Annotated in this window: 13 protein-coding genes; 6 read left to right on the top strand and 7 right to left on the bottom strand. The window is 66.5% G+C overall.

Going from position 1 to position 12,121, the window contains the following annotated elements; translation table 11 throughout:
- Positions 1-32 precede the first annotated feature (32 nt).
- The 4 genes from ACCQ04_RS01340 to ACCQ04_RS01325 all read right to left on the bottom strand — a co-directional run bounded on the left by ACCQ04_RS01340 (position 33) and on the right by ACCQ04_RS01325 (position 3,122).
- A complete protein-coding gene (locus ACCQ04_RS01340) occupies positions 33-494 on the bottom strand; it encodes a MarR family winged helix-turn-helix transcriptional regulator (protein WP_047127839.1) in 462 nt (153 codons plus the stop codon).
- Positions 495-603: 109 nt separating this feature from the next.
- Positions 604-1,284, bottom strand: a complete 681-nt coding sequence (locus tag ACCQ04_RS01335; protein ID WP_506191512.1) for a hypothetical protein — start codon at positions 1,282-1,284, stop codon at positions 604-606.
- Between the two features lie 2 nt (positions 1,285-1,286).
- Positions 1,287-2,381 carry a cell division protein ZapE gene (gene zapE / locus ACCQ04_RS01330; protein ID WP_226427035.1) on the bottom strand — a complete coding sequence of 365 codons (1,095 nt, stop codon included), beginning with the start codon at positions 2,379-2,381 and terminating at the stop codon, positions 1,287-1,289.
- Positions 2,382-2,459: 78 nt separating this feature from the next.
- Positions 2,460-3,122, bottom strand: coding sequence for an alpha/beta hydrolase (locus tag ACCQ04_RS01325; protein ID WP_184614736.1), 663 nt, complete (start codon positions 3,120-3,122; stop codon positions 2,460-2,462).
- A 66-nt stretch (positions 3,123-3,188) separates the two neighbouring features.
- On the opposite strand from ACCQ04_RS01325, the gene ACCQ04_RS01320 reads away from it, so the two are divergent.
- On the top strand, positions 3,189-4,064 hold the full coding sequence (locus tag ACCQ04_RS01320; RefSeq protein WP_226427036.1) for an EamA family transporter: 876 nt from the start codon (positions 3,189-3,191) through the stop codon (positions 4,062-4,064).
- A 436-nt stretch (positions 4,065-4,500) separates the two neighbouring features.
- Here the strand turns inward: ACCQ04_RS01320 and ACCQ04_RS01315 are convergent, their stop codons facing one another.
- Complete coding sequence (locus ACCQ04_RS01315) at positions 4,501-5,826, bottom strand: GTP-binding protein (RefSeq protein WP_226427037.1); 1,326 nt, start codon at positions 5,824-5,826, stop codon at positions 4,501-4,503.
- Positions 5,827-5,888: 62 nt separating this feature from the next.
- Here ACCQ04_RS01315 and ACCQ04_RS01310 point away from each other — a divergent pair, with 62 nt between their 5' ends.
- Positions 5,889-6,275 carry a MerC domain-containing protein gene (locus ACCQ04_RS01310; RefSeq protein WP_026064212.1) on the top strand — a complete coding sequence of 129 codons (387 nt, stop codon included), beginning with the start codon at positions 5,889-5,891 and terminating at the stop codon, positions 6,273-6,275.
- Between the two features lie 4 nt (positions 6,276-6,279).
- Here ACCQ04_RS01310 and ACCQ04_RS01305 read toward each other — a convergent pair whose 3' ends face one another.
- Positions 6,280-7,998, bottom strand: a complete 1,719-nt coding sequence (locus ACCQ04_RS01305) for an ExeM/NucH family extracellular endonuclease (protein ID WP_226427038.1) — start codon at positions 7,996-7,998, stop codon at positions 6,280-6,282.
- A 394-nt stretch (positions 7,999-8,392) separates the two neighbouring features.
- The gene (locus ACCQ04_RS01300; protein WP_016902056.1) at positions 8,393-8,911 is read right to left on the bottom strand and encodes a c-type cytochrome; all 519 of its coding nucleotides are present in this window, start codon (positions 8,909-8,911) and stop codon (positions 8,393-8,395) included.
- A gap of 281 nt (positions 8,912-9,192) precedes the next feature.
- On the opposite strand from ACCQ04_RS01300, the gene ACCQ04_RS01295 reads away from it, so the two are divergent.
- From ACCQ04_RS01295 to ACCQ04_RS01280, 4 genes are read left to right on the top strand one after another with little or no spacing between them, the layout of a single operon-like run.
- Positions 9,193-9,837, top strand: coding sequence for a DUF4198 domain-containing protein (locus tag ACCQ04_RS01295; RefSeq protein ID WP_039528992.1), 645 nt, complete (start codon positions 9,193-9,195; stop codon positions 9,835-9,837).
- A 25-nt stretch (positions 9,838-9,862) separates the two neighbouring features.
- Positions 9,863-10,174 (top strand): DUF3649 domain-containing protein, encoded by a 312-nt coding sequence (locus ACCQ04_RS01290; protein ID WP_024939006.1) that lies wholly within the window; start codon positions 9,863-9,865, stop codon positions 10,172-10,174.
- Entirely contained in the window at positions 10,171-11,787 is a 1,617-nt protein-coding gene (locus ACCQ04_RS01285; RefSeq protein ID WP_226427039.1) for a PepSY-associated TM helix domain-containing protein, read from the top strand. The genes ACCQ04_RS01290 and ACCQ04_RS01285 overlap by 4 nt, the downstream gene beginning before the upstream one ends.
- Complete coding sequence (locus ACCQ04_RS01280) at positions 11,784-12,119, top strand: DUF3325 domain-containing protein (RefSeq protein ID WP_226427040.1); 336 nt, start codon at positions 11,784-11,786, stop codon at positions 12,117-12,119. The genes ACCQ04_RS01285 and ACCQ04_RS01280 overlap by 4 nt, the downstream gene beginning before the upstream one ends.
- Positions 12,120-12,121 lie beyond the last annotated feature (2 nt).

The following is a 12,121-nucleotide window of genomic DNA, read 5'->3' as shown; positions in this document are numbered from 1 at the left end:
TTGCAAAAACGTGCGGACCTTGCGGGGCCGGCTTACCCGGTGCCGAGGTTTGAGCGCAGCGTTTCCAGTTGCTGCTTGAGTTGACGCAATTCGTCCAACGAACACGCTGAGGCGCACAACACCTGCTCCGGCACCGCCCCGGCCTTGGCGCGCAGTGCGCGGCCGGTATCGGTCAGCGCAATGATCACCTGGCGCTCGTCGCTGGCAGCACGCGTGCGGGTGACCAGTCCAGCAGCCTGCAGACGCTTGAGCAGCGGGGTCAGCGTGGCCGAGTCCAGGTACAGGCGCTCGCCGATCTCCGACACGCTGCGGCCGTCGGTTTCCCACAGCACCAGCAGCACCAGATATTGCGGATAGGTCAGGTCCAGCGTCTTCAGCAGCCCGCGGTAGAGCTTGTGCATCGCCAGGTTGGCCGAATACAGCGCAAAGCACAGCTGGTTGTCGAGCTGCAGCAGCGCGTTGGTCCGGGCGTCAGTGGCTGTGGCGGTGTCCATGGCTGCAATTTACATAGCGCACGATTTAATTGCAAGCGATTTTTGATCTGTCGCTTTTGCGGGGCTGGTGGCCGTACCACGGCCGCGCGCGACTGCACGGCGCGAGGACTCAGGTGAATTGGATGAAGAAATGTCCCGCCGCAACGCCGTCGCCCAGCTTCCTGGCGCGCTGGTCTGCAAACAGATAACCAGTGCCGTCACCGAACAGGCCGGCGTAGCCGGGATCGACCCGGCCCAATTCCGCCTCTACAAACTGGGCAAGAAAGTAGTAGCGCGGGCTCGTATAGATCGGGTCCTGCAACCAGCATGGTCGGCCGAGTTGTTTGCTCATTCCTGCGCCGCTGTCTTCATCTTCCAGCTCTTCGGCCATGTCGTGGTCGCCAAATGGCTGCAGCCCGATGAAATGACGCCCGAGCAACCGCGCACTGTCACCGACGCACACCTCCTGCGCGGCACGTCGATGCAGCAGCACCTTGCTGTGGCCCTGCGCGAGCTTGTCGGACTCACCTTGCTGGTTGACGGCGAGCCTACGCAGCGACGACCGGCCATCCGCGCCGCCGGGCCGCTCGATCGAGGCGAAGACCGTCAGCACCATATCGTCGGGCAGATAGGCCGTAGGTAGAAACAAGCCGGTGAGCATGACGATGGGCAGCATCGGTCGGCCGGTCGATGGATCCATTGGCCAGAGCGCTGCATCGTGCAACCAGGCACCGCCGCCGAACTGGCCCAGGTCGCCGTCCTGATCGGTCACAACGATCTTGTGCAGTCCGGGACCGGGCCGCGTCTGCATGTCTAGGCCCGATGTGCGGTCGCCAGATACTCGGCGCTCTGCATCTCGATCAGGCGCGAGGCGGTGCGCTCGAAGGCGCCGGCCAGGCGCTGGCCGCTGTACAACGCGGGCGGGGCGTCCTGCGCGGTGCAGACCAGGTTGACGTGGCGGTCGTACAGCTCGTCGATCAGATTGACGAAGCGGCGCGCGGCGTCCTCGTTCATGCGATCGAAGTGCGGGATGCCGCCCAGCAACACGGTGGTGAATTCGCGCGCGATCTCGATGTAATCGCCCGGGCCACGCGGGCCTTCACACAGCGCGGCGAAATCGAACCAGGCGATGCTCTTGCCGCGCGCACGCACGGCAATCTTGCGCGCCTCGATTTCGATGTTGCCGCTGCGCGGCTCGGAGTTTCCGCTCAGCTCGCCCCAGCGCTGCGTCAGCCATGTGTCGGCCTGCGCATCCAGGGGCGCGCGATACACCGGTGAGCGCGTCAGCGCGCGCATGCGGTAATCCTCGGTGCCTTCGGCATAGAGTTCCACGCAGAATTTCTGCAGCAGGCCGATCGCCGGCATGAAGCTATCGCGCTGCAGGCCGTTGGCGTAGAGGTTTTCCGGTGCGGTGTTGGAGGTGGTCACCAGGGTCACGCCTTCGGCGAACAGGCGTTCCAGCAGGCGCGCCAGCAACATCGCATCGCCGATGTCGGTGACGAAGAATTCGTCCAGCACCAGCACGCGCAAATTCTCGCGCCACTGCTGCGCGATCTTGGCCAGCGGATCGCTTTGCCCGGCGTGCTCGCGCAGTTGCTCGTGCACCCCGCGCATGAAGCGATGGAAGTGCGTGCGGTACTTCTGCTTGATCGGCAACCCGTCGTAGAACAGGTCGACCAGGAAGGTCTTGCCGCGCCCCACCCCGCCCCAGAAATACAGGCCGCGCACCGGCTCGGGCTTTTTCCAGAACGCCGACAGCCGATCCAGCCAGCCGTCCTGCGCGCTGTCCACCAATGCCTCGTGGATACGGTCCAGCTCGGCCAGCGCCGCCTGCTGCGCGGGGTCGGCGCGCCAGTCGCCGCGTTGTACGCCGGCGGCGTAGCGCTGCGACGGGGTCATGTCACTCATCGTGTTCTCCGCGGGCCGGCTGTTGCCTTGCCCGCTCAACGGCGCATCGCCGGGCGATACGCATGGGCCCTGCCGCGGTCAAACGGCGGCCGGCAACCAGCGCCGGACACCATGCTGGATCGCACCACGCAGGTCGATCAATTTGCGGTGGAAGAAGTGGCTGGTGTCGGGCATGCGTACCAGCTCGGGCTGCTGCTCCAGGGTCTCCAGCCAGTCATACACCGCCTGCGGGTCGACGATTTCGTCGGCATCGCCCTGCACCACCAGCCACTGCGCCGGCGGCTGCATGTCGCTGAAATCCCAGCGCCCGGCCGGCGGCGCGATCGAGATCAGCACCTGCGGTGCGAGCGAGCCGGCGGCGCGCAACGACACATACGCCCCGAAGCTGAAGCCGGCCAGCCACAGGGTGTCGCCCGGGCGCTGGCTGCGCACCCATGCGGCGACCGCACGCAGGTCGTCCTGCTCGCCATCGCCATGATCGAACGCACCGGCCGAGTTGCCGACACTGCGGAAATTGAAGCGCACCACGGTGATCCCCAACTCGCGCAGCGCGCGCGCAGCCATGGTGACGACCTTGTTGTGCATGCTGCCGCCCTCGGTGGAGAGCGGGTGGCAGACGATGGCGGTGACCGGTTGCACGGCAACGTCCGGCTCGGGCAGATCGACCGCGACATCGAGCGGACCGACCGGCCCGTCCAATGTCAGTGCGGCCGATTCGGTGGGGAATAAGGGATTGGACATACCGTCATAATAGCCGCCCCGCCGGCCGCGTTCATCGCCCTGCCTGCACACTTCGTTGCGTTGCCCATGCATTTTCTGCTGTTTGCCGTCGTTTGCAGTGTCCTGGTGTCGGTGGTTCTCAAGCTGCTACCGCGCTATCGCCTGGACGCTGCGCAGGCGATCACCTGGAACTACGCCACCGCCGCACTGCTGGCGTGGCTGACCCTGCATCCGTCACTGGACACGCTGCGCGCGCCGACCACGCCCTGGCTGGCACTGTTTGCATTGGCGGTGGCGCTGCCCTCGATCTTCATGCTGCTGGCACGCGCGGTCGCCACCGCCGGCATCGTCCGTACCGACATTGCCCAACGCCTGTCGCTCCTGCTCTCGCTGGCGGCGGCGTTCACGCTCTTCGGTGAACCGGTCAATGCCTGGAAGCTGACGGGACTGGGCCTGGGTCTGCTGGCCATCGTCTGCATCCTGCAACGGCCACGTCAGGCCACCGGTGTGGATTCGGCCCCGACCTCGATCGGATGGCCGTGGCTGGCAGGCGTGTGGATGGGCTTTGCCCTGATCGATCTGTTGCTCAAGCACATCGCACAGGCCGGTACGCCTTCATTGACGTCATTGACGCTGTGCTTTGCCCTGGCAGGTGTGCTGATGCTTGGCCTGCAAGTCGTTCGCCGGGGTGGTGTCGCGCGCCTGAGCTTTCGCAACCTGCTCGCCGGCGTGCTCCTGGGCGCGCTCAATTTCGGCAACATCCTGTGCTACGTGCGCGCCCATCAGCTGCTGCCACACAGCCCGGCCACCGTCTTCGCCAGCATGAACCTGGGCGTGGTCATCCTGGGAGCGCTCGTCGGCAAGCTGGGGTTTGGCGAACGCATCGGCCGACGCGGCTGGGTGGGGCTGTTGCTGGCGGCGCCGGCAATCGCAGCGATCGCCTGGGGCATGCGGCTGGGCTGATGGCGGCATTCGGCCGGCGCGACGCCGTTTCGCCACTCGCCTCGAAGGGGCAGCGCTGGAGATCATGCTGCAGTGACCCAAGGGGGACTGTGATGCGCATGGGTCAGTTGTTTGGCAGCCGTCATCGCGTCGCGGTGTGCTCACTTCGGCGCCTAGATCCGTCGCCGCCCTCCTCACGTCGCCGGCCTGGACGACGGCTCTCGTTGCCAGTCTGCCGAAAAAGCAAGAGCACATCGCAAGGCAAGCGACAACGGCTACCGCAGAAGATCCGGACAGCGCCGTTGCCTGTGCGCGCTGTCCGGCGGCCGCGGATGAGGCATGCGATACACCGCCACGTGGCGGCACATCCGCACGCCGCACTGCAGATGCAAGCCTGCGGCAGATTGCATCCGGAACCAGGCGCGAACGGATGTCGACAGCGCGATCCAGGCCGCCATCAACGCTGCCAGTGCGGAAACGGATCGTCCAGCAGTTGCCATTGCGCCGGGCCCTGGCGCAGTTCGTGATCGCTGAGCAGGCAGGCATCCAGCGCAGCGCGCGTGCGCGGCGCATCCATGTCCACGCCGATCACCGCCAGCTCCTGGCGACGGTCGCCCCACAGTGGGTGCCACAGCCGCTGCATCGCGGCGTACTCGCTGGCATCGCCAACCTCGTGCAGTTGCGGCAGCGGCGCGGTCCAGCATTGCGTCTGCTGACGCTGCCAGCCGATATCGGTATACGGCAGCGGCGTGATGCTGGTCTGCAACGGCTCGCCGATGGCATGCGCATCCACGCGATGGCGTGCGGCAAACCAGAAGCCCGCTGCATTGGTCTGGGTCGCGCCACCCACGCTGGACAATTCGCCAACCCAATCCATGCGGCTGGCCAACCAGAAAAATCCCTTGCTGCGGATCACCTGCGGCAGACCACCTTGCACCATGCGTGCAAAACGCTGCGGGTGAAACGGCCGGCGGGCGCGATAGACGAAGCTGCTGATGCCGTATTCCTCGGTCTCCGGCGTGTGCTGGCCGCGCAGTTCCTGCATCCAGCCCGGCGCCAGCTGCGCACGGGTGAAATCGAAGCGGCCGGTGTCGAGCACCTGGCGCAGCGGCACCTCGCCATGTGCCGCGTCCACGATCGCCGCCTCGCGATTGAGCGCACGCAACACCGCGCGCAGGCGTTGCAGCTGCTGTGCATCGATCTGATCGCACTTACTGATCACCAACACGTCGGCAAATTCCACCTGTTCGCCCAGCAACTGCACCAGCCCGCGGCTATCGTCCGGGCCGGCTTGCTGGCCGAGTTCGGCCAGCGTGGCGGCCGAGCCGAAGTCCTGCAGGAAGTGGCTGCCGTCCACCACCGTCACCATGGTGTCGAGCCGGGCGATGTCGGCCAGGCTGAAGCCGTCGGCATCGCGCACCGCGAAGGTGGCCGCCACCGGCATCGGCTCGGCAATGCCGGTCGATTCGATCAGCAGATAGTCGTAGCGCTTCTGTTCGGCCAGCTTGCGCACCTCCTGCAGCAGATCGTCGCGCAACGTGCAGCAGATGCAGCCGTTGCTGAATTCCACCAATGTCTCTTCGGTGCGTCGCAAGGCCGCGCCGCCCTCACGCAGCAGCTGCGCGTCGATGTTGACCTCGCTCATGTCGTTGACGATCACCGCCACGCGCAGGCCGTCGCGGTTATGCAGGATGCGGTTGAGCAGGGTGGTCTTGCCGGCGCCGAGAAAGCCGGACAACACGGTGACGGGCAGGCGTGAATCGCGCTTGGGGGACAGGGACATCCTGAGGGCCTGGCTGGAATGGAAGTGTTACTATATAACACTAGCTCGACAGGACACCTCCGATGCGCGTTACCGCTTCCGTACTGGACAACTCGGCCATCGCCTTATCCAGCCTGTGCCTGCTGCACTGCCTGGCGCTGCCATTGCTGGCCGCTGCACTGCCGCTGCTGGGTGCCTGGAGCCGGGCCGAATGGGTGCATGTGGTGTTCGCCACGGCTGCCGTGCCGCTGAGCGGCTACGCGCTGTGGAGCAGCCACCGCCGGCATGCGCTGCCCGCGCCGGTGTGGGCGCTGGCGGTCTTCGGCCTAGCCGGACTGGTGCTGGGCGCCAGCGGGCTTGCCGGCGGCAGTTGGGAAACCCCGATCACGGTGACCGGCAGCCTGCTGCTGGCCAGCACGCACCTGCTCAACCTGCGGCTGCGCCGCCGCGCCGGGACGTGCGCCAGCTAGCGCGCTATAGCGAAAAACCCAGCAGCACCGGGTCGTGGTCGGAACTGCGCCACGGGCCGGGCAGGTTGCGCTTGGCATAGCCGGCATCGTCCATGACATCGGCGTTGATATGCCATTCCACCGCGCCGCGCAGTTGCCTGGCCATCGCCGGGCTGAGCAGGGCGTGGTCGAGCCGCCCGCTCATGCCATCGTAGACGTAGCTGTAGGGCTGCTTCACGCCGGCCACCGCAAAGGCATCCTGCCAGCCGCTGGCGCGCAGGCTGCGCATCGGCGTTTCCATTGCGTAGGCGTTGAAATCGCCCAGCAACACAGCCAGCTTGGTCTGCGCGCCGGTGGGGTCGGTCTGCAGCCACTGGTGCAGGCGCTTGGCCGATTCGGTGCGGGTGGCGTTCCAGCAGGCCTGGCCGTCGCGCTGGTCGGCATCGGCGCCGCTGGCGCTGCCGCAGCCCTTGGACTTGAAGTGATTGGCGACCACCACGAAGGTTGCCCCGCGGGTGCTGCGAAACGCCTGCGCCAGCGGCACCCGACTGTGGCTGTCGAACGGCCCGCCGGTCAACGTGGCCGACTTGCCAACCGGCGTGACCTGCGAACTGCGGTACACGATGCCGACCCGGATCGCGTCATCGCCCGGGCCGCTGCCGGTGTCGACGAACTGCCAGTCCTTGTCCTTGTCAGCCGCGTTGAGCGCGGCGACCAGTTGCGCCACCGCCGCATCGGCGTCATTGCCATCGTTTTCCAGCTCCATCAACGCAGCCACATCGGCGTGCAACGGCACGATGGTGGACACCAGCTTGGTCAGCTGCGCCTGGAACTGCTCGTGCGTGCGCGCACCGCGCTTGGTCGGAAAGCCGCCGCCGCGGCCATTGCCGTTGAAGAAGTTCTCCAGATTGAACGAGGCGATACGCAGGTCACCGCCAACCTGCGGCGCCACCGCGGTCGGCATGGCCGGCAGCGTCAACGGACTCAGCACCTGGATGCGGTAGTTGCCGTCGTAGCGCTGGTCGACGATGCCGTCGACCGACTTGAGCAGGCTGCCACTGCGCAGCACCGGATCGGCCGGCAGATAGGCCACCGTCTTGGGGCTGCGGCCGTTGCGCGCGTCGTCCAGCAACACCTGGCGACGGGCGTTGTCGGCCTGCACCTGTGCGAAGGCCGGGGTGCCGGCGGCGGCCACTTCGCTGGGCTGCCACAAGCGCCCGCCGAACGCGGCGACCAGCTCGCCATAGGTGTCCAGACGATCGCTGCCGTTGAGCGTCAGCGCAGCGATGCGCACGTGCTCGCCTTCCAGCGCTTCCCAGTTGGCCGGCGGCCCGCTGAGCATGCGCACCGGCACCGGCTGGCCGCTGGCCAGTCGCTCGATGCTGCTGGCATCCACCGTGGTCAGGCTCGCCTCGCCGCCTGCCGACACCTCGCGCACGGTGCCGACGATGCGCACGCGGTCGCCCACCGCCACCTCGGCATTGCCGGCACCGGTGACGAACAGACCGTGCGAGCGCCGCGGCTCGAAGCCGGGCTGCTGCACGAACAGCCCGGCCAGACCGGCACGCGTATCGGCGGTGACAATGCCCTCCACGTCGACCACACGGCCGTCGTAGGGGCTACGGGTGTCTTCGCCTTGCACGTCGGCGATCGACAGACGTTGCGGCGCGCCCTCGGCGGCACTGCCCAGCAGTGGCGCCAACAGACCGATCACACCGAGCACAACCAGCGAGCAACGCGACATCGACACACTCCAGAAAGACGTAGACCACATGCAAGCGCCGCCCCGAAGGCGGCGCGTGAGAACCGCGACAGGCTAGCAAAACCTTGCGAGTGGCGGACAGCTGCCGCGTGGGTAACCTGGCCGGTGCGCAGGTGCCGGCAACTGCGGGCATTCCCGGAAGCAATTGCGCTGGCGTGGGTGACCAAGGCTGACGTTGTCGTGCTAGCACGTCGTGCAGCGAGTGCAAACGCTCGCGCAGTGGCTGCCGCGCTACAAAAGCAAAGCGTGCTCAAGCGTGCGCAAGCCTCACGATTGACCAGTCGATGGACCCGCGCACGGCAGGCGCTGCAACCTGGCCGTACCCGACCGCTTGTGTCAGTCGCTTATTGCGAACGCTTGCTAATGCTTCAGGCGCTTACTTCAGATTGCTCAGCATCCAGTCGACCGTGGCCCGCACCTGCTCTTCGGTCAACGCCGGGTTGCCGCCCTTGGGCGGCATGATGCCGCCATCCGGGCCGGTGTAGCCCTCGATCGCGTGCTTGTACAAGGTGTCCTTGCCCTGGGCGATGCGCGCGTCCCAGTGCGCATGGTCCAGCGTCGGCGCCTTGCCGACGCCGGTGGTGTGGCAGGCGGTGCACAGGTTGTCGAAGATGGTCTTGCCGTCGGTGCTGCCACCGTAGGCGGACTGCGAGGCAGCCTTGGCCAGCGCTGCCGCCTGGGCTGCGGCCTGTGCGGACGCGCCGGTGGTGCCGGCATAGACCGCGCCGGCCGGGGCGATGCGTTGCTGCACGCGCTTGGCCGCGGTGGGCGAGACTTCGTCGGGAATGGCGCGTTGCAAATAGGCTGCCAGGGCAATCAGGCCCAGGGTGATCACCACCAGTAGTCCGATCACCATCGAGAATTTCTTCAGGAACTCGAGGTCGTAATTCCGCACGCGCTCACCCCTGGCTGTTGGTCGAAGACCTCTGCTAGCGCCGGAGTATAGAGCACAGTTCGCGCCCGTCTGGCCACTGTGCATGACAGTGATTGCAGCGGTGTGCGCTGCGCCCTGGCGCGCTATGGGTCTTGCAGGCACGCCGGTCTGCGCAGCCCGATGAATTGCCGCAATGCCGCATGAGACGTTGGTCTCGCTTGAGGGAATTGCGTATCATTCCCATCAATCCACGGTGACGCGGTTCTCGCCTCGCCCGGTCCCGCTTATGAGGAGTCGCCGCGATGAAGTCCTTCCTGCTGTCCTGCCTGGCCTTGGCCAGCATCAGTCTGTCTGCCCAGGCTCACGAGATCTGGATCGAGCGTGACGGCAGCGGCCCGGTACGCATCTACTTCGGCGAGCCGGCGCAGGAGGCCCTGGATCACGGCGAGGACGAGATCAAGCGGGTGGTCAAGCCGACTGTGTTCGGCAGCGCCGGCAAGGCTGGCGCCCTGCAGCGCGGCAGCGAGTTCCTCACCGCGCCGTTGTCCGGCACCGGCGATGCCTGGCTGAGCGACGACAGCGTGTTCGAGCCGTGGAAGGGCGAGGCCGGCGGCTTCGAGACCGTGAGCTACTACGCACGCGCCGGGCGCGCCACGCCTTCGGCCAAGCTCGATTTCGAACTGGTGCCCACCGCCGCCAACAGCAACACGCTGACCGTGCTCTATCGCAACAAGCCGCTGCCCAAGGTCGAGGTGACGGTGATCGACCCGCAGAAGTGGCAGAAGACGCTGACCTCCGACGCCAAGGGCCAGGTGACCCTGCCCAAGCTGCGCGCCGGCCGGCACATCCTAGTCGCCACCAACAAGGAGCCGGTGAAGCGTGAGATCGCCGGCAAGCAGGTGTCGATGATCCATCACATCAGCACGTTGACCTTCCTGGCCGAGTAAGTCGGCCGCACGCCTGGCTGATCCGATGTCCACCGCACCGTCCCTGCCGCTTCCCTGGTTCAGGCGTCCCTGGCTGGGCGTGCTTGGGCGCACGCTGGCGGCGATGTTTGGCGGCTATGCACTCGCCAGCGCCACCAATCTGTTGCTGGCGCTGGTCCTGCCGATGCCACGCAGCGAGGCGGTGTTGACCAGCATGCTGGTCGGCATCGTGGTGTGCGCCTGCGCGCCGCTATGGGCTTTCGCCACCGCCAGCGTGTGGCGCGCCTGGGCCGGCATCGCGGTGCCGGCGGCGCTGATGTTCGCACTGGCCGCATGGCTGCAACGGGGCGTGGCATGAAGCAGGGATTCCGCCAGTCGATGGCGTGGCTGCACACCTGGACCGGGCTGCTGGTCGGCTGGGTGCTGCTGTTGATCTTCATGGGCGGCACGGCGAGTTATTACCGCGACGAAATCAGCCGCTGGATGCGCCCGGAATTGCCCATCACCACGGTGAGCAACGCAACCGCGCTGCGCAGTGCCGAGCAGTATCTGCAGACGCATGCAGCCGATGCGCAGAGCTGGAACATCACCTTGCCGGACACGCGCAATCCGGTAGTCAGCATGTACTGGCAAAACCCTGTGCCAGCCGATGGCAAACCGGCCAGCCGCCGGCAGATGTACGGCACCGCCATCATCGACCCGGCCACCGGCAGGGAGATCGCCGCACGCGACACCCTGGGCGGCGAATTCTTCTACCGGCTGCATTTCGATCTGCATTATCTGCCGGTGATGTGGTCGCGCTATATCGTCGGTTTCTGCGCGATGTTCATGCTGGTGGCAATCATCAGCGGCGTGATCACGCACAAGAAGATCTTCAAGGATTTCTTCACCTTTCGCCCGGGCAAGGGCCTGCGCTCGTGGCTGGATTTCCACAACGTCAGCGCGGTGACCGCGTTGCCGTACCACGCGATGATCACCTACACCGGCATCGTGACCTTGATGTTCATGTACCTGCCTTGGGGCATCAAGGCGCAGTACCCCGACAACGAAATGCGTTTCTACGAAGAATCCGCCAACCGGGTCGCCGATACGCGAAGCGCCTCCGGCACGCCGGCGCGCATGCTGCCGCTGGAACAATTCGTGGCGCGTGCGCGCAGCGACTGGCGCGGCGGCGAGGTGGGCAACGTGGCGGTCTCGCTTCCCAACGACGCGCATGCGGCGGTCGGCGTCACCCAGCGCGCTGGCAACCTCTCCACCGATGCGCCGTCCATCCTGTTCGATGCAATCACTGGACAGCGCCTGCAGCGCAGCGGGCCGCCGGGCGGTGCCAGCCAGACGCGTGGGGTGATGGTGGGCCTGCATATCGCCCACTTCGCCGGGCCGTGGATGCGCGCGCTGTTCTTCGGCTCCGGCTTGCTTGGTTGCCTGATGGTGGCCAGCGGCGTGGTGATGTGGGCAGTGAAGGAACGCCCCAAACACCTGAAGGCCGGGCGCATCGGCTTCGGGCTGCGGTTGGTGGATGCGCTCAACATCGGCACGGTCGCCGGCCTGCCGATCGCCTTTGCCAGTTTCTTCTGGGCCAACCGCTTGTTGCCGGTTGGCCTGGAGGGGCGCGCGGCGATGGAGGCCAATCTGTTCTTCGTCGCATGGGTCGCTGCATTGCTGGCCGCATTCGTGTGGCCACGGCGTGCGATGTGGAGCTGGCACCTGTATCTGGGTGCGGGCTTGTTCGCGTTGGTGCCGGTGGTCAATGCGATCACCACCGATGTGCATCTGGGCGTGACGTTGCCGGCCGGGCAATGGACGCTGGCCGGGGTCGATCTGGTCTGCCTGTTCCTTGGCGTATCCCTCGGGATCGCGGGATGGCGCCTGCAACACTGGAAGGCGCCGCAACCGGCATCGGCACGACGTGCGCGCGCCACTGCAACCGCGCCTGCGCAAGGCGGCGTGCCGATGCAGGAGAGCGCATGAGCGTGTGGCTGTTGCTGGCGCTGAATTTTTCCGGATTCGCCGCGCTGTGCCTGGCGATGGACAAGCATCAGCAGGAAGTGCGTGGCCGCACGCTGGGCGCCGCACGTTCGCGGCAACTGCGCGTGCTGGGTTGGTTGTTGTTGCTGCTCACCTTCGGCCTGGCGGTACACGCGCAAGACTGGGGCATCGGCCCGGTGTTGTGGCTGGGCACATTGACCGGCGCAGCCGCGTTGCTGTCGCTGTGGCTGCTGCCGTATCGGCGTGGATTAATTCTGCCCACGGCCGTGGCCGCGCCGGTGCTGGCGGGTGCGCTGCAGCTGTTGCTGGGTTGAAG

The sequence above is a fragment of the Xanthomonas sp. NCPPB 2866 genome (assembly GCF_041475745.2).
GTDB classification, from domain to species: domain Bacteria; phylum Pseudomonadota; class Gammaproteobacteria; order Xanthomonadales; family Xanthomonadaceae; genus Xanthomonas; species Xanthomonas arboricola.
The sequence above is the reverse complement of the archived record's forward strand: the minus strand, read 5'-3'. Positions and strand labels throughout refer to the sequence as shown.